General features: G+C 73.2%; 20 protein-coding genes and 1 riboswitch. Of the genes, 7 read left to right on the top strand and 13 right to left on the bottom strand.

Annotated features, from left to right (window positions below):
• Positions 1-60: 60 nt before the first annotated feature.
• Together frr and OG899_RS06660 are read left to right on the top strand one after the other, a co-directional pair.
• Positions 61-618 (top strand): ribosome recycling factor, encoded by a 558-nt coding sequence (frr, locus tag OG899_RS06665; RefSeq protein WP_125499900.1) that lies wholly within the window; start codon positions 61-63, stop codon positions 616-618.
• Positions 618-1,976, top strand: coding sequence for a phosphatidate cytidylyltransferase (locus tag OG899_RS06660; RefSeq protein WP_168131275.1), 1,359 nt, complete (start codon positions 618-620; stop codon positions 1,974-1,976). Before frr ends, OG899_RS06660 begins: the two co-directional genes overlap by 1 nt.
• Before the next feature lie 87 nt (positions 1,977-2,063).
• Here the strand turns inward: OG899_RS06660 and OG899_RS06655 are convergent, their stop codons facing one another.
• On the bottom strand, positions 2,064-2,735 hold the full coding sequence (locus tag OG899_RS06655) for an enoyl-CoA hydratase-related protein (RefSeq protein ID WP_125499901.1): 672 nt from the start codon (positions 2,733-2,735) through the stop codon (positions 2,064-2,066).
• A gap of 390 nt (positions 2,736-3,125) precedes the next feature.
• On the opposite strand from OG899_RS06655, the gene rlmN reads away from it, so the two are divergent.
• The 4 genes from rlmN (at position 3,126) to OG899_RS06635 (ending at position 8,302) form a co-directional block, all read left to right on the top strand.
• On the top strand, positions 3,126-4,232 hold the full coding sequence (gene rlmN / locus OG899_RS06650) for a 23S rRNA (adenine(2503)-C(2))-methyltransferase RlmN (RefSeq protein WP_125499902.1): 1,107 nt from the start codon (positions 3,126-3,128) through the stop codon (positions 4,230-4,232).
• Positions 4,233-4,346: 114 nt separating this feature from the next.
• Positions 4,347-4,454: riboswitch (TPP riboswitch) on the top strand.
• An 85-nt stretch (positions 4,455-4,539) separates the two neighbouring features.
• Positions 4,540-5,616: a thiamine ABC transporter substrate binding subunit gene (locus OG899_RS06645; protein ID WP_125499903.1), complete on the top strand. Its 1,077-nt coding sequence runs from the start codon at positions 4,540-4,542 to the stop codon at positions 5,614-5,616.
• 62 nt (positions 5,617-5,678) lie between these two features.
• Positions 5,679-7,283 (top strand): ABC transporter permease, encoded by a 1,605-nt coding sequence (locus OG899_RS06640; protein ID WP_406310934.1) that lies wholly within the window; start codon positions 5,679-5,681, stop codon positions 7,281-7,283.
• Positions 7,280-8,302: an ABC transporter ATP-binding protein gene (locus OG899_RS06635; RefSeq protein ID WP_125499905.1), complete on the top strand. Its 1,023-nt coding sequence runs from the start codon at positions 7,280-7,282 to the stop codon at positions 8,300-8,302. Before OG899_RS06640 ends, OG899_RS06635 begins: the two co-directional genes overlap by 4 nt.
• Before the next feature lie 123 nt (positions 8,303-8,425).
• Here the strand turns inward: OG899_RS06635 and OG899_RS06630 are convergent, their stop codons facing one another.
• From OG899_RS06630 to OG899_RS06605, 6 genes are all read right to left on the bottom strand, one after another.
• Positions 8,426-9,136, bottom strand: a complete 711-nt coding sequence (locus OG899_RS06630; RefSeq protein WP_185867940.1) for an LAETG motif-containing sortase-dependent surface protein — start codon at positions 9,134-9,136, stop codon at positions 8,426-8,428.
• Between the two features lie 206 nt (positions 9,137-9,342).
• A complete protein-coding gene (locus OG899_RS06625; protein ID WP_125499906.1) occupies positions 9,343-9,708 on the bottom strand; it encodes a VOC family protein in 366 nt (121 codons plus the stop codon).
• Positions 9,709-9,908: 200 nt separating this feature from the next.
• Entirely contained in the window at positions 9,909-11,342 is a 1,434-nt protein-coding gene (locus tag OG899_RS06620) for a hypothetical protein (RefSeq protein WP_168131276.1), read from the bottom strand.
• Positions 11,324-12,067, bottom strand: coding sequence for an ABC transporter ATP-binding protein (locus tag OG899_RS06615; RefSeq protein WP_125499908.1), 744 nt, complete (start codon positions 12,065-12,067; stop codon positions 11,324-11,326). The genes OG899_RS06620 and OG899_RS06615 overlap by 19 nt, the downstream gene beginning before the upstream one ends.
• Positions 12,068-12,342: 275 nt before the next feature.
• Positions 12,343-13,713: an aspartate aminotransferase family protein gene (locus OG899_RS06610; protein WP_125499909.1), complete on the bottom strand. Its 1,371-nt coding sequence runs from the start codon at positions 13,711-13,713 to the stop codon at positions 12,343-12,345.
• A complete protein-coding gene (locus OG899_RS06605; protein WP_168131277.1) occupies positions 13,710-14,237 on the bottom strand; it encodes an Lrp/AsnC family transcriptional regulator in 528 nt (175 codons plus the stop codon). Before OG899_RS06605 ends, OG899_RS06610 begins: the two co-directional genes overlap by 4 nt.
• Positions 14,238-14,409: 172 nt before the next feature.
• On the opposite strand from OG899_RS06605, the gene OG899_RS06600 reads away from it, so the two are divergent.
• Entirely contained in the window at positions 14,410-15,849 is a 1,440-nt protein-coding gene (locus OG899_RS06600; protein WP_125499920.1) for a gamma-aminobutyraldehyde dehydrogenase, read from the top strand.
• 113 nt (positions 15,850-15,962) lie between these two features.
• On the opposite strand, the gene OG899_RS06595 is transcribed toward OG899_RS06600, so the two are convergent.
• Genes OG899_RS06595 through OG899_RS06570 form a run of 6 tightly spaced genes read right to left on the bottom strand, consistent with a single transcriptional unit; the run spans position 15,963 to position 23,171 of the window.
• Positions 15,963-17,534 (bottom strand): NADase-type glycan-binding domain-containing protein, encoded by a 1,572-nt coding sequence (locus OG899_RS06595; RefSeq protein WP_406310933.1) that lies wholly within the window; start codon positions 17,532-17,534, stop codon positions 15,963-15,965.
• Entirely contained in the window at positions 17,531-18,106 is a 576-nt protein-coding gene (locus OG899_RS06590) for a phage tail protein (RefSeq protein ID WP_125499912.1), read from the bottom strand. Before OG899_RS06590 ends, OG899_RS06595 begins: the two co-directional genes overlap by 4 nt.
• Positions 18,106-20,064: a putative baseplate assembly protein gene (locus OG899_RS06585; protein WP_406310932.1), complete on the bottom strand. Its 1,959-nt coding sequence runs from the start codon at positions 20,062-20,064 to the stop codon at positions 18,106-18,108. Before OG899_RS06585 ends, OG899_RS06590 begins: the two co-directional genes overlap by 1 nt.
• Positions 20,064-20,507: a GPW/gp25 family protein gene (locus tag OG899_RS06580; RefSeq protein ID WP_125499914.1), complete on the bottom strand. Its 444-nt coding sequence runs from the start codon at positions 20,505-20,507 to the stop codon at positions 20,064-20,066. Before OG899_RS06580 ends, OG899_RS06585 begins: the two co-directional genes overlap by 1 nt.
• 31 nt (positions 20,508-20,538) lie before the next feature.
• The gene (locus tag OG899_RS06575; protein WP_125499915.1) at positions 20,539-22,446 is read right to left on the bottom strand and encodes a VgrG-related protein; all 1,908 of its coding nucleotides are present in this window, start codon (positions 22,444-22,446) and stop codon (positions 20,539-20,541) included.
• Positions 22,446-23,171 (bottom strand): LysM peptidoglycan-binding domain-containing protein, encoded by a 726-nt coding sequence (locus OG899_RS06570; protein WP_125499916.1) that lies wholly within the window; start codon positions 23,169-23,171, stop codon positions 22,446-22,448. Before OG899_RS06570 ends, OG899_RS06575 begins: the two co-directional genes overlap by 1 nt.

The following is a 23,171-nucleotide window of genomic DNA, read 5'->3' as shown; positions in this document are numbered from 1 at the left end:
CGGCCGCCGGCCCCGATGGGAACCGCAGCCGGGCCTACTCAAGACACGCAGGAGCAAGTGGTGATCGAAGAGACCCTCCTCGAGGCCGAGGAGAAGATGGAGAAGGCCGTCGTGGTCGCCAAGGAGGACTTCGCCGCGATCCGCACCGGCCGAGCGCACCCGGCGATGTTCAACAAGATCATGGCCGACTACTACGGCGCGCCGACGCCGATCAACCAGCTGGCTTCGTTCTCCGTGCCGGAGCCGCGGATGGCGGTCGTGACCCCGTTCGACAAGAGCGCGCTGCGCAACATCGAGCAGGCGATCCGCGACTCCGACCTGGGCGTCAACCCGAGCAACGACGGCAACATCATCCGCGTGGTGTTCCCCGAGCTGACCGAGGAGCGCCGCCGCGAGTACATCAAGGTCGCCAAGGGCAAGGGCGAGGACGCCAAGGTGTCCATCCGCTCCGTGCGCCGCAAGGCCAAGGACGCCATCGACAAGCTGGTCAAGGACGGCGAGATCGGCGAGGACGAGGGCCGTCGCGCGGAGAAGGAGCTGGACGACACCACCGCGAAGTACGTCGCGCAGGTGGACGAACTGCTCAAGCACAAGGAAGCGGAGCTGCTCGAGGTCTGATGAACGACTCTTCCTGGGGAGCGCCGCAGCAGGCCGGGCACGTCGGGCCCGTGGACCGGTCACCCGGTGGTGGACCGGTTCCGGGAGCCGTCCCGGCAGGCCCCGAGTACGGTGCGCAGGGCGCCCAGCAGACCCGCCCCTTGCCCGTCGTGCCCGAGTGGCCGGCTCACGGCGGTGACCAGGAGGAACCAGGGGCCGTCCCCGCGGGCGGCCCCCTCTTCCGCGACGAGATACCCCAGCCGCCTCCGGCCGGCCCGCCCGCCCCACCGCCGGGCCCGCAACCGGTCCCCGAGCCGCCGGGGCCTCAGCCGTTCGCCGAGCCACCGGGCGCCGCACAGCCCGCGCCGCAGCCGTACGACCCGCGGCACGCGCAGCCCGCACCGCCCCCCGGGCCGTACACCGCGCAGCCGCAACCGCAGCCGTACGCAGGGCCGCAGCCGCGGCCCCAGGACACGCCGCACACGCCGCCCGCTGCCGGGACGGCGTCGCAGAAACCGGAGCCCATGCCCGACGCCCCGCAGCCGGCGCCCGCACCGCAGAAGAAGAGCGCGGGCCGCGACCTGGGCGCGGCCATAGGGGTCGGTGTCGGCCTCGGCGTGGTGATCGTCGCGGCGCTCTTCGTCGTCAAGGCGGCCTTCGTCGGCGTCATCGCCGTCGCGGTCGTGGTCGGCCTGTGGGAGCTGACCAAGCGACTGGACGAACGCAAGGACATCAAGGCGCCGCTGGTGCCGCTCGCCGTCGGCGGCGTGGCGATGGTGCTCGCCGGATACCTCGGCGGCGCCGAGGGCGCCTGGGTGGCGACGGCGCTGACCGCGCTCGCGGTCCTGGTCTGGCGCATGGCACGACCACCCGAGGGATACCTCAAGGACGTCACGGCCGGTGTCTTCGCGACGTTCTACGTGCCGTTCCTGGCCACGTTCGTGGCGATGATGCTCACCGCCGACGACGGCCCGTTCCGCGTGCTGACCTTCCTGCTGCTCACCGTGGTCAGCGACACCGGCGCCTATGCGATCGGCTGGCGCTTCGGCAAGCACAAGCTGGCCCCGCGCATCAGCCCGGGCAAGACCCGCGAGGGCCTGGTCGGCGCGGTCGCCTTCGCCATGCTGGCCGGGGCGCTGTGCATGGAGTTCCTCATCGACGGCGGCGTCTGGTGGCAGGGCCTCCTGCTGGGTCTCGCGGTCGCCGTCAGCGCCACCCTCGGCGACCTCGGCGAATCCATGATCAAACGTGACCTGGGGATCAAGGACATGGGCACCTTGCTCCCGGGCCACGGCGGCATCATGGACCGCCTCGACTCCCTGCTCCCGACCGCTCCCGTGGTCTGGCTGCTGCTGGTCGTCTTCGTCGGCGCGGGCTGACCCGCTGCCGTTCCCCGCACGCGAGGGACCCGTCGCCCACAGGGCGGCGGGTCCCTCTGCTCATGGGGGACCCACCGGCTGCTCCGGTCAGCCGAGCGGGTCGCCGGTGTCGCGCAGTGCGGTCAGCACCGAGCCGTACATGCGGGACTTGATGGTGCCGAGGGTCTCACCGGCCCGGTCCGCCTGGGCCCGGGCGAGTTCGACGGCCGTGGAGCGCACGGCGTCCTCGGCGACCGCCCGGTCGGCGATGCCGGCGGCCGCGGCGTCGGTGCCGCCGTAGCGGCGGGCGGTGACCATGGCCTCGTGCGCGGTCTGCGGCGCCAGCCGTGCCTGGATCAGCGCCGCCATGCCGGAGGTGTAGGGGATGCCGACGTCCACTGCGGGCACGCACCAGAAGCCGCGGTCGGCACGCATCACGCGGAAGTCGTGCGCCAGGGAGAGGATCGCGCCGGCGCCGAAGGTGTGCCCCTGCAGCGCGGCCACGGTGACGACGGGCAGGGCCAGCATCCGCGCCAGCAGCTCGTGCACCGAGACCAGGTAGTCGCGGTACCGGTCGGCGTGCGCGGACAGCCACTCAAGATCCAGCCCGTTCGAGTAGATCTTGCCCGTGGCGACGGTCACCAGGGCACGAGGACCCTCGGCCTTCTCCACCTCGTCGAGCGCGGCACCGACCGCGCCGATCCACTCGGGATGGAAGCGGTTCTCACCGTCCCCCAGGTCGAGGATGAAGACGGTGTCCTGACGGTCGAGCGCGGGCATGACGGCTCCTTCGAGGGCGGTGCTGGTGCGCCCGCAAGGTAGGTGGCGGCGTGCCGCCGCGCAAGGGCGTGCGGCCGCCGCCCGGGACACCCGGCACCGCGTGAGCGGGGACGTCCGGCGGCGAGGACCGGGCCGGCACGGGCACGAAAGCGCTGTGGGCGGTGCGGGAGGCAACCTCCCCGATCCGTGACCTCCGGCCCCGAAGCAGCCCCTGCGCGCGGACGACCAGCAGGCGGGGACGGCAGCCGCACAACGGCCGGTCGCACGGGTCGCCAGGCCCTACCCGCACCGTCCGCTGCCGCTCACCGTCGGCCGCCGGTGACGGTCGGCGGCGGGGGTAACGGACGACACCCCGGGCCACCCCTCCGTATCTGCGACACTGGAACGACCATGCCCAAGCCCGGAGAACTCACATTCGTCGCGCCGCGCGGAGCCAAGAAGCCGCCGCGGCACCTTGCCGATCTCACGCCTGCCGAGCGCAAGGAGGCGGTCGCCGCGATCGGTGAGAAGCCGTTCCGCGCCAAACAGCTCTCGCAGCACTACTTCGCGCGGTACGCGCACGACCCGGAGCAGTGGACCGACATCCCCGCGGCCTCGCGGGGCAAGCTGCGCGAGGCGCTGCTGCCGGAGCTGATGACGGTCGTGCGGCATCTGTCGACCGACCAGGGCACCACCCGCAAGACGCTGTGGCGGCTGTTCGACGGCACCCTCGTGGAGTCGGTGCTGATGCGCTACCCGGACCGGGTGACCATGTGCGTCAGCTCTCAGGCCGGGTGCGGCATGAACTGCCCGTTCTGTGCCACGGGTCAGGCCGGGCTCGAGCGGAACCTGTCGACCGCCGAGATCGTGCACCAGATCGTGGACGGCATGCGGGCCCTGCGCGACGGGGAGGTGCCCGGGGGACCGGCGCGGCTGTCCAACATCGTGTTCATGGGCATGGGCGAGCCGCTGGCCAACTACAACCGGGTCGTGCGGGCCATCCGGGCGCTGACGGACCCCGAGCCGGACGGCCTGGGGCTGTCCCAGCGCGGCATCACCGTCTCCACGGTGGGCCTGGTCCCGGCGATCCACCGGTTCGCCGACGAGGGGCTCAAGTGCCGGCTGGCGATCTCCCTGCACGCCCCCGACGACGAGCTGCGCGACACCCTCGTGCCGGTGAACACCCGGTGGAAGGTGCGGGAGGTGCTGGACGCCGGCTTCGCCTACGCCCAGAAGTCGGGGCGCCGGCTGTCCATCGAGTACGCACTGATCCGGGACATCAACGACCAGGCCTGGCGCGGCGACCGGCTCGGCCGGCTGCTCAAGGGCAAGCCGGTGCACGTCAACCTGATCCCGCTGAACCCGACGCCCGGCTCGAAGTGGACCGCGTCCCGGCCCGAGGACGAGAAGGCGTTCGTGGAGGCGATCGAGGCCCACGGCGTGCCGGTGACCATCCGGGACACCCGCGGCCAGGAGATCGACGGCGCCTGCGGGCAGCTGGCCGCCGCCGAGCGGTAGGCCGACCGCAGCCCGGCCGCCGGCGAGCGGTGGCCGGGCCGCCGGGCAGGGCGAGGACCGCGCGGGCGGCCGCCCGCGGGCGGGCGGTAATCTGATCCGCGACAACTGCACACACCATTCCGACAGGGGAGCGCCACAGCGCTGAGAGTGCGGCGGAAGGGCCGCAGACCCTCTGAACCTCGCCCAGGTCATTCTGGGTAGGGAGTTCGGTCATCACTCGAGCTGTAGCGCCCTGCCCGGAACCCCGCACGAGGGGTCCGGGCAGGGCCGCGTCTCTTCCTGGCAACCATCCAGGAGGACACTCCACGTGCATCACAGAACCCTCGCCGCCGTCGCGGCCGGCCTCGGCCTGGTCGCGCTGTCCGCCTGCGGCTCCGGCAGCACCGGATCCACGGCCGCGGACACCAGGACCGTGACCGTCGTCAGCCACGACTCCTGGGCGGCCTCCAAGAGCGTCATCGCCGACTTCGAGAAGCAGTCCGGGTACAAGGTCACCGTCCTCAAGGACGGCGACGCGGGCCAGGCCGTCAACAAGGCCCTGCTGACCAAGGACAACCCGCAGGGCGACGTCTTCTTCGGCGTCGACAACACGCTGCTGTCCCGTGCGCTGTCCGGCGGCCTGTTCCAGCCGTACCGGGCCAAGGGGCTCGACCAGGTGCTGCCGCAGTACCTGGCCGACCGGGGCAAGAACCGCGTCACCCCCGTCGACACCGGCGACATCTGCGTCAACTACGACAAGAAGTACTTCGCCGACCACCACCTGACCCCGCCGTCCTCCTTCGACGACCTGGTCGAGCCGCAGTACAAGAACCTGCTGGTCGTCGAGAACCCCGCCACCGCCTCGCCCGGGCTCGGCTTTCTCCTCGGCACCGTCGCCCGGTACGGCGACCCCGGCTGGCAGGGGTACTGGAAGAAGCTGAAGGCCAACGGCGTCAAGGTGGTCGACGGCTGGGAGCTGGCCTACAACCAGGAGTTCTCCGGTTCCGCCGGAGGCCGGAAGGCCAAGGGCGACCGGCCGCTGGTCGTCTCCTACGCCTCCTCGCCGCCCGCCGAGGTCGTCTACGCCGACCCGAAGCCGAAGACCGCGCCGACCGGGGTGGCGTACGGCACCTGCTTCCGGCAGACCGAGTACGCGGGACTGCTCGCCAACGCCCGCAACCCGGAGGGCGGCAAGGCGTTCCTCGACTTCCTGATCGGCAAGGAGTTCCAGGAGGACATGCCGCTCACCATGTTCGTCCAGCCGGTGCGCAAGGGCGCCGCGGTGCCCGAGGAGTTCAGCCGCTACGGCAAGCCCGCCCCGCACCCCGAGACCATGGCGCCCGAGACCATCGCCGACCACCGTGACCAGTGGGTCAAGTCGTGGACCTCGCTCGTCCTGAAGTAGCCCGGCGCGGGGCGGTGCGCCCCCGCGGGCGGCGTTCGGGGAACGCGGCGCGGCTGGGTCTGATGGCCGTGCCCGTCGCGTTCTTCGCGGTGTTCTTCGCCTACCCCGTCGCCGCGATCGTCCGGCGCGGGCTGTACACCGACGGGGCCTGGCACCCCGGGCGGATCGCGGAGGTGCTCGGCGACAGCGGCATCCGGAACGTGCTGTGGTTCACCACCTGGCAGGCGCTCGCCTCCACCGCGCTGACCCTGCTGATCGCCCTGCCCGGCGCCTATGTGTTCGCCCGGTTCGACTTCCCCGGCCGGCAGGTGCTGCGGGCCGTGGTCACGGTGCCGTTCGTGCTGCCCACGGTCGTGGCCGGCACGGCGTTCCTGGCGCTGCTCGGGCGTGGCGGCCTGCTGGACGAGCTGTGGGGGATACGGCTGGACACCACGGTGTGGGCGATCCTGCTCGCCCATGTCTTCTTCAACTACGCGGTCGTCGTCCGCACGGTCGGCGGGCTGTGGGCGCAGCTGGACCCGCGGCAGGAGGAGGCCGCGCGCACCCTGGGCGCCACCCCGCTGACCGCCTGGCGCACCGTGACCCTGCCCGCGCTGGCGCCCGCGGTCGCCGCCGCCGCGCTCATGGTGTTCCTGTTCACCTTCACCTCCTTCGGTGTGGTGCAGATCCTCGGCGGCCCCGCCTACTCCACCCTGGAGGTGGAGATCTACCGGCAGACCTCGGAGCTGTTCGACCTGTCCACGGCCGCGGTGCTCACCCTGGTGCAGTTCGTGTGCGTGGGCGCGATCCTGGCCGTGCACGCCTGGACGGTCCGGCGCCGGGAGACCGCGCTGAAGCTGGTGGACGCGGCCGGCACCGCGCGCCGCCCGCGCGGCGCGGGCCAGTGGGCGCTGCTGGTCGCCGTCCTCCTCAGTGTCGCCGTGCTGCTCGTGCTGCCGCTGGCCGTGCTGGTGCAGCGCTCGCTCACCGCCCCGGGCTTCGGCTACTACCGGGCGCTGACGAACGCCGACGGCGGCACCTTCCTCGTCGCGCCGCTGCACGCCGTCGGCGCCTCCCTGTCCTACGCCGCGGCGGCGACCGCGATCGCCGTGGTGATCGGCGCCCTGGCCGCCGCGGCACTCGCCCGCCGGGACGCCGGCCGGATCGTGCGCGGCTTCGACGCGCTGCTGATGCTGCCGCTCGGGGTCTCCACCGTCACCGTCGGCTTCGGCTTCCTGATCGCCCTGGACGAACCCCCGCTGGACCTCAGGCAGTCCTGGATCCTCGTGCCGCTCGCCCAGGCCCTGGTCGGGGTGCCGTTCGTGGTGCGCACCCTGCTGCCGGTGCTGCGCGCGGTGGACGTGCGGCTGCGTCAGGCGGCCGCGGTGCTCGGCGCCTCCCCCTGGCGGGTGTGGCGCGAGGTGGACCTGCCGCTGGTGCGGCGGGCGCTGCTGGTGTCCGCCGGGTTCGCCTTCGCGGTGTCGCTGGGTGAGTTCGGGGCGACCGTGTTCATCGCCCGGTCGGACAACCCGACGCTGCCGGTGGCCGTGGCCCGGCTGCTCTCCCGGCCCGGCGACCTCAACTACGGGCAGGCGATGGCCCTGTCGACGATCCTGATGGTGGTGTGCGCCGTGGCTCTGCTGGTGTTGGAGCACCTGCGCGGCGCCGAGAAGACGGGGGAGCTGTGACGCTGCTGAGCCTTCGGGCCGCGACCGTGCGCCTGGGCGGCCGGACGGTCCTGGACGCCGTGGATCTGGCGGTCGCCGAGCACGAGACGGTGTGCGTGCTCGGCCCGAGCGGCAGCGGCAAGTCCACGCTGCTGCGCACGGTGGCCGGACTGCAGCCGCTGGACGGCGGACGGGTGCTGCTCGACGGCCGGGACCAGGCGGGGGTGCCGGTGCACCGGCGCGAGGTGGGCCTGATGTTCCAGGACCACCAGCTCTTCCCGCAGCGGGACGTGGCCGCCAACGTCGCCTTCGGGCTGCGGATGCGCGGCACCGCGAAGGCCGAACGGGACGTACGGGTCCAGGAGTTGCTGGAGCTGGTCGGGCTGCCCGGAGCCGGTGCCCGGTCGGTGGCCGCCCTGTCCGGCGGAGAGCAGCAGCGGGTCGCCCTGGCCCGGGCGCTGGCGCCGCGACCGCGGCTGCTGATGCTGGACGAGCCGCTCGGCCAGCTCGACCGCTCGCTGCGGGAGCGGCTGGTCGTCGAACTGCGGGAGCTGTTCGCCCGTCTCGGCACCACCGTCCTCGCGGTCACGCACGACCAGGGCGAGGCCTTCGCGCTCGCCGACCGGGTGGTGGTGATGCGTCAGGGGCGGATCGCGCAGACCGGGACGCCGCTCGAGGTCTGGCAGCGGCCCGCGGACGCCTTCGTCGCCCGGTTCCTCGGCTTCGAGAACGTGGTCGAGGCGCGTGTCGACGGTCGGCGGGCCCACACGCCGTGGGGCACGGTGCCGGTGCCGGAGGACTCTCCCCAGGGCACGCGTTCCCTGCTGGTGCGGCCCGCCGGGGTGCGTCTGGTCGCGGCCGGCGAGGGCCTGCGCTGCACGGTGGCCGCCCACACCTTCCAGGGCACCCATGTGACCGTCCATCTCCAGCCGGAGGACGCCCCGCGGCTGCAGGCGGCCTGCGCCCTGCGCGCGGCACCTCGGACCGGTGACGAGGTGGGCGTGGAGTTCGACCCGGCCGAGGTCGTGGTGCTGGGCTGACCGCTGCCGCCCGGCTGGTGTCCGGCCCGAGGCGGCCGGCGTGGAACGGCCGTGGCCCGCCCCCTCGAGCGGGGGACGGGCCACGGACGACGGTGCGGGTGCGCCGGCTGTCGTTCGGGAGCGTCAGCTGTCGCCGTTCGCCCCGCGGCGGCGCATGCCGAAGAAGACCGCGCCACCGCCGACGACGACCAGGGCGACCGCGATGCCGGCGATCAGACCGGTGCGGGAGTCCGCACCGGTCTCGGCCAGGTTGCGCTGACCGGCGTCGGCCGACGGGGCGTTCGCCGGGGCCGCCGCCGGGGCGGTGCCGCTCTGGTCGGCGGACGGGGCCGTCGGGCTCGGCGAGGCCTCGAAGGCCGGCGCGGACGCCGAGGCCGAGTCCGACGGAGTCGGGGTCGCCGACTCCGACGGGCTCGCGGGCGTGCCGGGGGCCGCCGGGGCACAAGCCGTGGCCGGGGTGACCAGGTTCGGCTTGATGTCCTCGTCCACCAGCGTGTTGCCGGCCTTGACGTGGATGCGGTAGGTGGCGCCCGGCTGCCAGTCCTCGGCGAAGGTCACCGAGGCGCCCTGGGCGGTGCCCCTGACGTCCTGCTCGCCGATCAGCTTCTCGGAGCCGTCCTCCTGCAGGTAGACACTGATGTGCGCGGGCGTGCCCGCACGGTCCGTGTCGGTGACGACGATGGAACCCTTGCCGTCCTCGCACGTGGCTGCGGCGGAGAAGTCGCTGATGTTGCAGGCCGAGGCGGTGCCGGCGACGCCGAGCGCGAGCGCTGCGGACGCGGACGCGACACCGAGGATGCGCACGGAACGTGCGGTACGGCGGGATTTGGACACGATGGCCACTTTGCCCTTCACGGGATGCGTGATGTCGGGGAGTTGAGGGGGCGTCGGGGACTCGCTCGATCGGACCCGGCACCCCCGGCAGAGCCACAGGTGTACAAGCGTCTCCGCCGCAGTGTCAACGCGAGTGTCCCAAGTGCGCGGTCCCTTTGCCCATTCATTGCCCGCCGCGGAGTGCGGGCCGGTGATCCGTCGCCGGCTCAGCCCTGTGCCGGCGACGGGTGCCTCCACACGATCTCCCAGGTGTGACCGTCGAGGTCGTCGAAGGCGCGGCCGTACATGTGCTCGTGGTCGTGGACCCGGCCGGTCGCCGTGCCGCCCGCCGCGATCGCCTTGCCGGCCAGCTCGTCCACCTGCGCGCGGCTCTCGGCGTTCAGACAGATCAGGGTCTCGCGCGTCTCGGTGGAGTCCGCGATCTCCTCGACGGTCTGCTCGGCGAAGCGCCGCTTGCTCTGCAGGATCACGACGATGGTGTCGCTGATGACGACCGAGGGGCTGTCGTCGTCCGAGAAGCGCGGGTCGACGGTGGAACCGAGCGCGGTGAAGAACCTCTTGGCGGCGGCCACGTCGTTCGTCGCCGGTGTACGGCCCCGTGGTGTCCGCCCCCGGTGTACGGCCCCGTGGCGTCCGCCCCTGGTGCGGGGCCGTGGTGTCCGCCCCCGGTGTGCGGCCCGTGGCGTCCGCCCCCGGTGCGGGGCCGTGTGGTCCGCCCCCGGTGTGCGGCCGTGCGCTCCGGTCGCCGCGCTCCGGACGGGCAGCCCGCTTCTCAGCGGGCCAGCGGGAGCGCGGCGAGGTCGGCGATCACCAGGGTCAGCGGGGCGAAGAATGCGAGCAGGGCACCCGCGCGCAGGGCGGCGGCCGAGCGCAGCGCGGTGGCGGGTGCGCCGAGCCGCCGCAGGGCCGTGCGGACCTCGGCGCGGTCCTGACGCGCCTCCACCGCGGCGATCAGCAGGGTGGCCACGGAGCAGCCGGCCACCAGGGCGATGCCCAGCGCGGTCAGCGGTCCGATGCCGGGTGCGGCCCGGCCCTGCAGGGTCACCAGGGCGAACGCCCCCGACGCCACGGCGCACACCACGCCCAGCGGACGGCCGATGCGGCGCGCCTCCGCCATCAGGATCCGCCCGGCCAGCAACCGGACCGCGCCCGGCTGCGCGGACTGGAGCAGGCGCCCGCACAGCTGGGTCAGGCCCGGGCCGGCGAGGGCGAGCCCGAGGGCGGTCAGCAGCCAGCCGATCAGGACGGGACCGGAGTCGGCGGTCAGGCCGCCGGGCAGGGCGGCGGCGGCAGGACCCGAGGCCGCGGGGGAGCCGGCGGCCCGGTCGGCCCATGCCTCGACGGCCAGTCCGGTGGCCAGTGCGGCGATGCCCCAGGGCAGCCCCACCGTGGACGTGCGCTGCGGCGCGGGCCGCGGCAGGTCGCTGCCCCGGCCGGGGGCGGTGCCGCCCGGCCCGCCCCAGCCGCCCGGTTCACCGGGCGCCTCCGGCCGGTCCGCCGTGTCCGGTGTCGCCGTCGAGGAAAGAGGAACCGATTCGCCTGCGCACCGGGCCCGGTCGTCGACGGCGCCGCCGGTGCCGTCCGCGGTGCGCGCGGTGTCCGTGCCCTCGGCTGCGGCATCCGGAACGCCGGCCGGGGCGTGGGCCTTCCGGGCCGTGAAGCGTCCGAAGCCCCGGGACGGCTCACGCATCTCGCGCGGACGCAGGACGAAGGCCACCGCGCCGGCGGCCAGGGCGGGCACGACCAGCAGCAGCGTCGGTGTGCCCGGCACCGGCAGCGGCTCGCCCGCTCCGAGGACACCGGCCGCCTCCCCGCTCAGCGGCAGCCCGGCACCGCCGAGGTCCCCGCGCAGATGGAGGAAGGCGAGCAGGCCGAGCACGGTGCCGCAGCAGGACACCAGGGCCGTGGTGGCGGCCGAGACGGCCATCAGCCGGCCCGGGCCCAGGCCCAGCGCCGACAGCCCGGGACGCGGCCGGGTGCCCGGATCGGTGCGGGCCACCGCGATCGCCAGGTACACGGTGGCGGCCAGCGGCACCACGCACCAGGACAGATGCAGCGACGCCGCGGCGGCCTCGGCGGGGCGGGCCAGGGCGTGGCCGAGACTGCACAGCATCAGAAAGGCGGTGCCCGCGCTGGCGGCCGCCACGGTCAGCCGGCGCAGCTGGACGGCCGGGCGGGCGACGCGGGTCAGACGGAGAGCGAGCACGCCGTCCGGCCCTCCGTGGAGTCGTCGGTCGGGGGGAGCTGGACGGTCTTGACGCACCGTCCGTCGAGCAGTGCCACCGTGCGGTCGGCGAGCGCCGCGGTCTCCGCGTCGTGGGTGGCCAGGACGACCGTGATGCCGTGCGAGCGGGCCGCGGTGGTCAGGGTGCGCAGGATGTGACCTCGGTCGGCCCGGTGCAGCGGGGCGGTCGGCTCGTCGGCGAAGAGCACGGTGGGGGCGGGGGCGAGGGCGCGGGCGATGCAGACCCGCTGCCGCTCGGACTGGCGCAGCTGGTGCGGACGTTTGCGGGCCAGGTCGCCGACGTCCAGGCGCTCCAGCCACTCCAGGGCGGTGCCCTTGGCGCGGCGCCGGCCGGTGCCGCGCAGCATCAGCGGCAGGGCGGTGTTCTCCCAGACGTTCAGCTCCGGCACGAGGACGGGGGCGGGGTCGATCCAGCCGAACCGGTCCCGGCGCAGCCGTTCGCGGGCCAGCGGGCCGAGGGTGTGCACGGGTGCGCTGTTGAACCACACCTCGCCCTCGCGGACCCGGTTCATCCCGGCCAGGCAGCGCAGCAGCGTCGTCTTCCCGCTGCCGCTCGGCCCCGCGACGGCGAGGATCTCGCCCTGCCGCACGCCGAGCGAGACACCGCTGAGCGCGGGCGAGCCGTCTTTGTGGGTGTAGTGCAAGGCACGTGCCCAGAGCACGTCGTTGTCCGGCGGGGCCACCATGGCGTACACCTCGGTTCGGAGCGGTCATGCCGCGCGGGTTGCCGTGCGGTCCGGGAATCCTTCGTACGAATCCCCCGTATGGGGGAACGAAGGCGGGGCCGATCGGTCACGACGCTAGGCAGCGGGTGCCGGATGCCCGGACAGCACACGGCTCCGGGCTGCCGTTTCCCACTCGAACGGACCGCTTCCGGGCCGGTGATTGTCATCTGATCGGAGGTGTGCACCGGAAGTGACCGCTCCGGCGGGTCACCGCACCTCCCGCGCCTCCGGCGGCGTCACAGCTTGGCCCACGCCTCCGTCAGCGTCGCGCGCAGGATCTGCTCGATCTCGTCGAAGGTGCTCTGGTCGGAGATCAGCGGCGGGGCGAGCTGGACGACCGGGTCGCCGCGGTCGTCGGCCCGGCAGTACAGGCCGTTGTCGAACAGCGCCTTGGACAGGAAGCCGTACAGGACGCGCTCGGTCTCCTCCGCGTCGAAGGTCTCCTTGGTCTCCTTGTCCTTCACCAGCTCGATGCCGTAGAAGAAGCCGTTGCCGCGCACGTCGCCGACGATCGGCAGGTCGTGCAGCCTGCGCAGGGTGGCGAGGAAGGCGGCCTCGTGGTCCAGGACGTGCTGAGTGAGCTGTTCGCGTTCGAACAGGTCGAGGTTGGCCAGGGCCACGGCGGCGGAGACCGGGTGGCCGCCGAAGGTGTAGCCGTGCAGGAAGGCGTGGGAGCCGCGGTAGAACGGCTCGGCCAGGCGGTCGGAGACGATGCAGGCGCCGATGGGGGAGTAGCCCGAGGTCATGCCCTTGGCGCAGGTGATCATGTCCGGGACGTAGCCGAACTTGTCGCAGCCGAACATCGTGCCCAGCCGGCCGAAGGCGCAGATGACCTCGTCGGAGACGAGCAGCACGTCGTGGCGGTCGCAGATCTCGCGCACCCGCTGGAAGTAGCCGGGCGGCGGGGGGAAGCAGCCGCCGGCGTTCTGCACCGGCTCCAGGAAGACGGCGGCGACCGTGTCCGGTCCCTCGAAGAGGATCTGCTGCTCTATCTGGTCGGCGGCCCAGCGGCCGAAGGCCTCCGGGTCGTCGCCGTGCGCCGGGGCGCGGTAGAGGTTGGTGTTCGGCACCTTGTGCGCGCCGGGCACGAGCGGCTCGAACGGCGCCTTCATTGCGGGCAGCCCGGTCAGGGACAGGGCGCCCTGCGGGGTGCCGTGGTAGGCCACCGCGCGGGAGATCACCTTGTGCTTGGTGGGCTTGCCGGTCAGCTTGAAGTACTGCTTGGCCAGCTTCCACGCGGTCTCGACGGCCTCGCCGCCGCCGGTGGTGAAGAACACCTTGTTCAGGTCGCCCGGCGCCAGGTGTGCCAGCCGCTCGGCCAGCTCGACGGCCCTGGGGTGGGCGTAGGACCACACCGGGAAGAACGCCAGCTCCCGTGCCTGCCGCGCGGCGGTCTCGGCCAGCTCCGCACGGCCGTGACCGGCCTGGACCACGAACAGGCCCGCCAGTCCGTCCAGGTAGCGCTTGCCCCGGTCGTCCCACACATAGGTGCCCTCGCCCCGCACGATCGTCGGGACGGGGGAGTTCTCGTACGAGGACATGCGGGTGAAGTGCATCCACAGGTGGTCGTACGCGGACCTGCCGAGGTCCTTGCCGCTCGTGGTCATCGGGTTCCCCACATGTAGGTCTGCTTCTTCAGCTTGAGGTAGACGAAGCTCTCGGTGGAGCGCACGCCGGGCAGGCCGCGGATGCGCTTGCTGACGACGTCCAGCAGATGGTCGTCGTCCTCGCAGACGATCTCGGCGAGGACGTCGAACGAACCCGCGGTCATCACCACGTACTCGACCTCCGCCATCTCGGTCAGGGCGTCCGCGACCTTCTCGACGTCGCCCTCGACGGTGATGCCGACCATCGCCTGCCGGCGGAAGCCCACGGTGAGCGGGTCGGTGACGGCGACGATCTGCATGACGCCCTGGTCGAGGAGTTTCTGCACGCGCTGGCGCACGGCCGCCTCGGACAGACCGACGGCCTTGCCGATCGCGGCGTAGGGCCGGCGGCCGTCCTCCTGCAGCTGCTCGATGATGGCGAGGGAGACGGCGTCCGGACGGGGGGTGCCGCCCGCGGTGGTGCGGGACTCGCGGGGCGAGTCCTTCTGGTCTGCGCTTCGACTGGCCACGCCCTCACTGTGCACGAGGGATCGACAGTTCCGCAAGCCGCGATCGATGAAATCCGTTGTCCAAAGGCTTTGCATTCACGGATTCCGCAGGGACAGCGCCGGGAGGGGTGTTGAAAACGTCGGCATGCGGACTAGGGTGGGTGTCTCAGCAATCGGACACCCCAGCAGATCCAGGAGGGCCGTGGCAGTGAGCACCGAGCTGCGTCGTCTGCGCAACTACATCGACGGTGAGTTCCGGGACGCCGCCGACGGACGGACCACCGAGGTGGTCAATCCCGCGACCGGCGAGGCCTACGCCACCGCGCCGCTGTCCGGCCAGGCGGACGTCGACGCGGCCATGGCCGCGGCCGCGGCGGCCTTCCCCGGCTGGCGCGACACCACCCCCGCCGAGCGGCAGAAGGCCCTGCTGAAGATCGCGGACGCGTTCGAGGAGCGCGCCGAGGAACTGATCGCCGCCGAGGTGGAGAACACCGGCAAACCGATCGGGCTGACCCGCACGGAGGAGATCCCGCCGATGGTCGACCAGATCCGGTTCTTCGCGGGCGCCGCCCGCATGCTGGAGGGCCGCTCGGCCGCCGAGTACATGGAGGGGCTGACCTCGTTCGTCCGCCGTGAGCCGGTCGGCGTCTGTGCCCAGGTCGCGCCGTGGAACTACCCGATGATGATGGCCGTGTGGAAGTTCGCCCCGGCGATCGCGGCCGGCAACACGGTCGTGCTGAAACCGTCGGACACCACGCCCGCCTCCACCGTCCTGATCGCCGAGATCATCGGCTCGATCCTGCCCAAGGGCGTCTTCAACGTCATCTGCGGCGACCGCGACACCGGCCGCCTGATGGTCGAGCACCCGACCCCGGCGATGGCGTCCATCACCGGCTCGGTGCGCGCCGGCATGGCGGTGGCCGAGACCGCCGCCAAGGACCTCAAGCGGGTCCACCTGGAGCTGGGCGGCAAGGCCCCGGTCGTCGTCTTCGAGGACGTCGACATCCCCAAGGCCGTGGAGGAGATCAGTGTGGCCGGCTTCTTCAACGCCGGCCAGGACTGCACGGCCGCCACCCGCGTCCTGGTGCACGAGTCCGTCCACGACGAGTTCGTCGCCGCGCTCGCCAAGGCCGCCTCGGAGACCAAGACCGGGCAGCCGGACGACGAGGACGTCCTCTTCGGCCCGCTGAACAACCCCAACCAGCTCAAGCAGGTCGCCGGCTTCATCGAGCGGCTGCCCGCCCACGCCAAGGTGGAGGCCGGCGGCCACCAGGTCGGCGAGCGCGGCTACTTCTACGCCCCGACCGTCGTCTCCGGTGTCAAGCAGGACGACGAGATCGTCCAGAAGGAGGTCTTCGGCCCGGTCATCACCGTCCAGTCCTTCACCGACGAGGACCAGGCCGTCGAGTGGGCCAACGGCGTGGAGTACGGGCTGGCCTCCTCGGTGTGGACCAAGGACCACGGCCGCGCCATGCGGATGTCCAAGAAGCTCGATTTCGGGTGCGTGTGGATCAACACCCACATCCCGCTGGTCGCCGAGATGCCGCACGGCGGCTTCAAGAAGTCCGGCTACGGCAAGGACCTGTCGGCGTACGGCTTCGACGACTACACCCGCATCAAGCACGTCATGACGTCGCTGGACTCCTGAGCGACCCGGCGGGCCCCGGCCCCGGGACACGAGGTCCCGGACCGTCGAGGCACGAAACGACGGCCCCGGACGGTGCGCACACCGTCCGGGGCCGTCGTCACGCCTGCCGCGGCTCAGGAACTCCCGCCCTGCGACGGGCCGAAGAACTCGATCTCGGCGATGGCCACCTGCTTCTTGTCGGAGGTCTGGTACGCGGACTGCAGCACGAACCGCACCGCGGTGACCTCGCCGACGCGGAACGACCGGGTCTGCGGACCCGCGCCCTGGTCCAGGACGATGTCACGGGTGGTCGTCCGGCCGTCGGCCAGCGTGATCCGGGCCTCGAGACGATGCGGGAGGGCCTGCTGGGACAGCTGGTCGGCGTGGGTCGACACGCCCGGGGTGATGACGACGTCCAGCAGCCGGGTCGGTTCGGAGAACCGGGCCTCGATCCACTGGCCCTGGCCCGACCGGGACACGCCCGGGCCCCACCAGGTGTTGTTGAGCTTGTCGAACGCCAGCTGCGCATCGTGGTCCGGATAGGAGCGGGACGCGGCGACGTGGTCGGGCGAGACCGGGGCGCGCTTGGCGAAGTGGTCCCGGGTCGCCTGGACCGCGTCGGGGATCTTCATGCCCAGCACGACCAGCAGCACCAGCACGACGGCCGCGCCCAGCCAGCCGAGCACCCGGCCGAAGGTCCGGCGCAGCCGCGGCCGGTCACCGGCCCACGGGGCCTCGCGGTCGTCGGCTCCCCACAGCCGCCGCCACCAGGGCCGCCGCCCGGGGGTCTGCGCGTCGCGCTCCCCGGCCATGGGCATCGCGCACCGCGTGCAGTAGTGCCGGTCCGGCCGGTTGCGCGTCGCGCACCACGGGCAGGGCACCCCGCCCTCCGCGCCCAGGTCCTCGCCCGGCGCCCGGACGGTCTGCGGGCGCTGGGCGACGGGACGGCCCGGCAGCACCGGTGCCACGGAGGGTTCCGGCGCGGGCCGGGGATCCGGGTCGGAGACCGGGACGATCAGCTGCCGCGCCCGGTCGGTCATGCCGTCGCCGCTCGCGCCGTCCCCGGGCCGGTCGTCCGCGAACCGGTCGCTCCCGGGCCGGCTGTCGCCGGGCAGGCCGCCGGGGCCGGGGGCGCCATAGCCGTGGGCGTCGGCCGCGGCGGGCAGGGGCTCGGTCGGTGTGTCGTCGTCCGTGGACGTCTCGCCTCCCGGGCCCGGCGCGGCCGCCCCGGACGCGGACGGGCCGGCGGGGAACGCGGTGTCGTGCGACGCGTGCGCCACGGCCTCCGGGGCGGCGGCCGGCACCGACGCATCGGCGGGGGCGGGACCGTCCGCGCGGTGGTCACCGCCCGAGGGCGCCCCGGCCCCGTCGGCCGGGGCAAAGCCGGCCGTCCCCGGCACCGGTGCGCCCGACACCGCCGGGACACCGTCGCCGGAACCGGTCCCCGGCTCGCCGGGCCGGGCCGGGGACGCCGCGGCCGCGCCCGGCCCGAAGGAACCCTCGGGCGGCGCGGGCGGCACGGCCGCGTCCTGCTGCGCGGCGTCCCCGAGGCCGGCGGGCCGCCCGGCGTCCGCCGCCGGTGCCGCGACCGGGGTCCGGGTCGCCGCCCGGTCGGTCCAGCTCAGCACCGCACCACAGGCGTCGCAGAACGACTGTCCCGGCTCCGCGGGAGTGCCGCAGTCGGCGCAGCGTCGGGGGGTGGTCATCTCTCGGAGGTCCTTTCGGCGGGTACGGCCGGTTCGGCGTCGATCACCTGAACCGTGTACGGCATGTGGGCGGGGCGGGCGGCGGCCACGAGCGTCTCCAGGCGGTGCCGGTCAGCGGCGGTGGGACGCGGCAGCCGCAGCACCACGTGCAGGCGCGGACGCGGCTCGCCGGGGACGGGACCGAGCGGGCGGGCGCTCCAGTCGGCGGCGCCGCTCTCGCTGATCTCCGGCTCCACGCCGAAGGCCAGCCGGATCGCCTCCGACAGCCCGCGCCGCGTCCCGCGGATGCGGTGCAGACGCGCGGCCGCGGCCACCGCCGCCCGCAGCAGCGGCTCCGATTCGCTGCCGTCGGTCTCCGCACCGACCCAGCCGCCCAGCCAGCGCACGAAGTCCAGCGGCGCCAGCGACGGCCGGTAGTAGGTGTCCGAGCAGTCCAGCACGTTCAGGATCGGCGCGAGGACCTCGTCGAGCCCGGCGACGAACCGCTGCGCCAGGTCGTCGTCGGCGAACACCGCGGGCAGCATCATGCCCAGCGGCATCGAGGAACCCAGCCCGTCGACGGAACCGCGCATCAGGCACCGTCCCCGATGACCCGCACCCGGTGGTCGAAGGAGAACACCAGCGAGGGCGGGGACAGGTCGATGCGGTCCGTCGGCTCGCCCCGCTTGCCGGTCAGCGGGTCCGCCGGATGCAGCACCACCTCGTCCACCAGCTCCACGCCCGGCACCCGCTGCAGCACCGCGAACACCTCACCGGACTGCACGGGACGCCCGAACGGCCACCCGGTGCCGTCCGCGCCGCCGGTCAGCGGGTCGAGGTGCCGGTACAGCGCGTCGAGCGCGTCCCGGCGCACCCGGTCGGTGTCCACACCGCGGAAGGCGTGCACCGTCGCCACCACCGTCACCCCCTGGTAGTACGGCGGCCCCACCGCCAGCCGGGTGCCGATCAGGCGGCGTTCGTCCAGATGCCGTGTGATGCGCTCCAGCAGCGCGTCGCCCGGCACCAGCTGCTCGAAGCGGAGCCGGCCGCCCGGGTCCGGCACCGCCTGCGGCACCACCAGCACCCGCACCGCGTACGCCCCGTGCTCGTCCTCCTCGCCCTCCAGGCAGGCGATGCGGGCCGTCTCCGGGGCGGCGCGGCGGGCCAGTTCCTCGTAGTCCCGCAGGGTCACCGCACGTTCCTGCGCGCGCAGCGTGATCGGAGCGCGGACCTTGGCCTCCTCCACCGTCTCCCCGTCCACACCGCCGCGGGCCGCCTCCCGGTTGACGACCTCGGACACGTACGGGATGGAGGTGCGCAGCACCTGCACCGCGCCGCGCGCGACATTGCCCGCCCGGCCGCCGCCGGTGCGGTAGCGGCGGGCCCGGATCGGCGCCCCCTTGGGCGCCACCCTGCCGTACTGGCGCAAGCTGCCGTCGGGTTCGCGCACCGCCGGACCGAAGGCGATCTCACCGGTCGTGGCGTCCAGGGTGATGTGCCGGTCGTCCGGGCCGGAGGCCGCGAAATCCGGCACGACCTGCCAGTCCACCCAGCCGTCGTGCTCGGCGGTCTGCAGCAGCAGCGGCGGGTCGTCGCCGACCACGGGGGCGTGCGCCAGCCGCAGCCGCTGCCCCGGCAGACCCGAGGACTCGCCCAGCGCCTCGTCGTACACGGTCTCGGCGTGCACCGCGGTGGTGGTGCCGCCGATGGTGTACGCCTCGGCGGACCGGACCGTGGGGGACGTGGTGTAGAACGGCTGCCCGGACAGCGGTTCGGTGACCCGGCAGCGCAGCCAGCCCGCCTCCTGTCCGGCGTTGCGGGACAGCACATGGCCGCCGGGGACGTGCAGCACCACCTCGCCGGGCCGGTTCAGGCCGCCGGTGCCGTCCCGGTCGACCTCGCAGGGCTTCCAGCCGTCCGCCGTCCACGCCTCCCACACCAGCGGCGGCTGACGCGGGTCCACACCGACACCGTCGACCCGGCTGTCCAGCTCCAGCGCGACCGCGCAGTGCGGCACCGCCGCGGACAGCCCGAGCAGCATGCAGTCGCCGGGGGCGGGCGCCTCGGCGAAGCACAGCAGGTCCTTGCCGTCGGCCAGGTCGTGGGTGCGCTCCACGGGACGCTCGCCGTGGTGCTGCACCAGCAGATGCTCCAGCCGGCAGGGCACCACGGTGAGATGACGCTCCGTGGCGAAGACGACCGCCTCCTCGGTCTCGGTGCGCATGGTGGCCACCTCCGTGCCCACCGGCACCGTCACCGCCTCCTCCTGCGGCGCCGACAGCCAGAACGTCACGTCGGTGCGGGCCGCCGTCGGCGGGAACAGGGTGATCCCGACCAGGTCCAGGAAGGCCAAGTGGTTCTTCTCCGGCACCCGGTTGAGCCGGTAGACGATCTGGTCGGCCATGTGCGCGACCGTCTCCACGAGGGTGATGCCGGGGTCGGAGACGTTGTGGTCGGTCCACTCCGGGGCGCGCTGCTGGATGTAGCGCTTGGCGTCGTCGACGAACTGCTGGAAGCGGCGGTCGTCGAGGTGGGGGGAGGGCAGGGCCATCAGCGTTCGCTTTCCTCGGCCGGGCCGGCCGCACCGGGGCCGTCCGGCTCGTCGTGGGACGGAATGACGTAGAACGGGAACACGAGGGAACGAGGGTTGTTGGTGCCGCGGATCGAGTAGCGCACGTCGATGTAGAGGACGCTGCGGTCGGTGCTCGCCGTCACCTCGACGTCCTCGACCTCGATGCGCGGCTCCCAGCGGTCCAGGCTGGCGTACACCTCGTGCTGGATGCGGCCCGCGGTCTGCTCGTTGACCGGGGCGAACACCAGGTCGTGGATCGCGCAGCCGAAGTCGGGCCGCATCGGCCGCTCGCCCGGCGCCGTCGACAGCACCAGGCGGATCGCCTCCTCGATCTCGCGTTCCCCGCTGACCAGCGCGATCCCGCCGGTCGGCGAGATGCGCAACGGGAACGACCACCCGGACCCGACGAACTGCTCGGCCATCACCACCACCCTTTCCTGTCGGGGCCGCCGCTCACGGGATCACCATCGGCACCGGGATCGTGGTGACCCCGAAGACGGGCGAACCGACCAGCGTGGTCGGCGCCTTGATGGTCGTGTTGGCCGCCGAGGTGATCTGCACGGTTCCCCCGCCGGTGAGGTGCGCGGCGCCCAGGGCGCTCAGGTTCAGGGCACCCACCGCGTTCAGCCCGATCTCGCCCGCGGCCCGCACGTTCACCGTTCCGGCGCCCTCGATGCTCAGCGGGCCGCCGCTCTTCAGGCTCAGGCTGCGCCGCGCGCTGAGCGTGAGATCGGTGCCCGCCTCGACCGACACCGACCGGCTGCCCTTGATGGTCACCTCGCCCCGGCTGTCCACGACGATCTCGGTGTTGGTCCGGTCCAGGGTGACGGTCAGCCGGCCGTCCCCGGACGCCAGCCGCACTCCCTGTTTGCGGCCGCCGGTCTTCTGGCTGAGCAGGTCCACCCGGTTGCCGTCCCGGTCGGACAGGGTGTGCCGGCTCGCCTTCTTCCGCACGGCGTCGTGCAGCGGCACGTCCCGCACCGGCGTCGGCCGGTCCTTGCCGTTGTACAGCCCGCCGATGACGAACGGATGGTCCAGGGCACCCCGGTCGAAGGCCACCAGCACCTCGTCATTGACGTCCAGCGGGAAGATGCCGCCGCCGTCGAGACCGCCCCACTGCACCGTCCGCGTCCAGTCGCTGACATAGGTGTCGTCCAGCCACGGGAACCGCAGCCGCACCCGCCCCTGCTTCAGCGGGTCGTCGACGTCGGTGACCACCGCGTTGGCCACACTGGGCAGCCGCAGCGCGGTGTCCGTGCCGCCGGACGTCAGCCCGTACAGCGAACGCCACTGCCGGCCGCTGACCGTCACCCACGCCTCGTAGTGGGTCCCGTCGCCGAACACGTGCCGCACCGAGGTGACGGTGTACTTGCCCTCGAAGGGCAGTCCGACGTCGGCGAGCGCCACCGGGATCCCCGGCCGCAGCCGGGGGTTGCCGCGCGCGACGACCTCCAGCTCGGCGAAGGACGACGTGATGTCGTCGGCGAGGGCGTCGGCGGCGTTCTTCACCTCGCTCTGCTTGTCGTACGGCGTGCCGGTGTCCACCAGGGTGGCCTGCCCGAACGCCGAGGCCGCCGCGCCCGGCGTGGTGCCGATCCGGATGCCCGGGTTGGCGGTGGCCGGCGCGGTGGCGGTCAGCTCCTTCTTCGTGGTGACGTCCCAGCCGCGCGCCTGCACCCTGCCCACCTGGTCGGAGGCGGTCACCGCCGCCCGCAGCCGCAGGATGTCGTGCCCGGCCTGCAGCACGAACGGGCTCTTGTCGCCGTCGGTGTCGGGCGAGGGCGCCCCCGAGGACGGCTTCGGCCGGACGAACTGCAGCTTCCCGTCGGCGTCGACCGACATCACCATCTCGTTCTCGTCGGCGAGCCGCGCCAGGAAGTCCCAGTCGGTGACGTTGGACTGGCTGATGAACTCGTAGACCGTGCGCGTCGACTCGATCCGCCCCACCGGCACACCGTCCTGCGCGGCCAGCTTGCGGGCGATGTCGGACGCGCTCTGGTTGCGGTAGGCGGCCACCCGGCGCCGGCGCAGCAGCCGGTGCCCGAGGTCGTAGCCGCGCACCACGGTGAAGCTGCCCGTGCCGTCGTAGTCGGCCTCCAGACCGGTGACCTCCCCGGTCAGCAGCGGATCACCGGCACCCCGGCCGTCGGCGACCGGCGCGATCGTCACCTCGGTGCCGAAGGTGATGTTCAGCCGTTCCAGCAGCTTGTGGTAGGGGTCGCGGAAGGTCAGCCGGAACGCGGCCGGCACCCCGACGCCCTGGTCGACCCAGCTGTCGACGAGGGCGCGGGACCACTCGGGAGGCAGCTTGGCCCCGCCGATGCGCACGTCGACGACGCTGGAGAACGCGGACCGCACCATCAGACGCGCACCTCCTCCGCGGCCGGCAGCACCAGTTCGGTGCCGGAGGGCAGACGGCTCGGGTCGTCGATCCCGTTGGCCTCGGCGATGGCACGCCAGGCCGCCGCGCTGCCGTACTCCCGCCAGGCCAGCGACTGCAGCGAGTCGCCGGCCACCACCCGGTGCACCCGGCGCGCGGTCAGCGCACCCGACGTCGGGTTCTGCCCCTCGGTGCGGCTGGGGATCTCGTGCAGCTGCAGCCGGCAGGTGGCCCGGATCGGCACACCCGTCGTGCCGAACAGGGTGTAGCCGGCCTCCACGGAGCTGACGTAGGCGGTGAAGCGGGCCGTGGAGAACGACCCCCACTGGAACACCACCCACGGCGGCGACGGCTGCTTCGCGGCGATGCTCCGCTCCGTCACCTGGCAGCACTTCAGCAGCGCCTCCACCTTCTTCAGCACGGCGGTGCTGGTGGGGTCGCCGGAGGAGTCCAGGAAGATCTCCAGGTTCATCTCGCGCGGCTCGGACCCCATGAACTCCGGCAGCGGACCGTCCCGTTCGATCTGCGCGACCGTGGACTTCCACAGCGCACGCCGGGACAGCGACAGCTGCGCCGGGTTGAAATCGAAGTCGAACGTCCTGATCAGCCCGCCGGGGGCGGTGCTGTCGCCGGTGGGCGGTTCGTGGATCGCGAGCGTGGCGCGCACCAGGCTCTTGCCGGCGCCGCCCCTGCTGCCCTGGGCCAT

Source organism: Streptomyces thermoviolaceus, assembly GCF_045209695.1.
GTDB classification, from domain to species: domain Bacteria; phylum Actinomycetota; class Actinomycetes; order Streptomycetales; family Streptomycetaceae; genus Streptomyces; species Streptomyces thermoviolaceus.
This window is presented reverse-complemented; position numbering and strand designations above follow the sequence as displayed.

Coding starts and splice junctions, on each gene's coding strand:
- OG899_RS06575 (WP_125499915.1), bottom strand. CDS start 22,446: ATGGTGCGGTCCGCGTTCTCCAGCGTCGTCGACGTGCGCATCGGCGGG.
- OG899_RS06570 (WP_125499916.1), bottom strand. CDS start 23,171: ATGGCCCAGGGCAGCAGGGGCGGCGCCGGCAAGAGCCTGGTGCGCGCC.
- OG899_RS06660 (WP_168131275.1), top strand. CDS start 618: ATGAACGACTCTTCCTGGGGAGCGCCGCAGCAGGCCGGGCACGTCGGG.
- OG899_RS06655 (WP_125499901.1), bottom strand. CDS start 2,735: ATGCCCGCGCTCGACCGTCAGGACACCGTCTTCATCCTCGACCTGGGG.
- OG899_RS06595 (WP_406310933.1), bottom strand. CDS start 17,534: ATGACCACCCCCCGACGCTGCGCCGACTGCGGCACTCCCGCGGAGCCG.
- OG899_RS06590 (WP_125499912.1), bottom strand. CDS start 18,106: ATGCGCGGTTCCGTCGACGGGCTGGGTTCCTCGATGCCGCTGGGCATG.
- OG899_RS06585 (WP_406310932.1), bottom strand. CDS start 20,064: ATGGCCCTGCCCTCCCCCCACCTCGACGACCGCCGCTTCCAGCAGTTC.
- OG899_RS06580 (WP_125499914.1), bottom strand. CDS start 20,507: ATGGCCGAGCAGTTCGTCGGGTCCGGGTGGTCGTTCCCGTTGCGCATC.
- OG899_RS06610 (WP_125499909.1), bottom strand. CDS start 13,713: ATGACCACGAGCGGCAAGGACCTCGGCAGGTCCGCGTACGACCACCTG.
- rlmN (WP_125499902.1), top strand. CDS start 3,126: ATGCCCAAGCCCGGAGAACTCACATTCGTCGCGCCGCGCGGAGCCAAG.
- OG899_RS06615 (WP_125499908.1), bottom strand. CDS start 12,067: ATGGTGGCCCCGCCGGACAACGACGTGCTCTGGGCACGTGCCTTGCAC.
- OG899_RS06640 (WP_406310934.1), top strand. CDS start 5,679: ATGGCCGTGCCCGTCGCGTTCTTCGCGGTGTTCTTCGCCTACCCCGTC.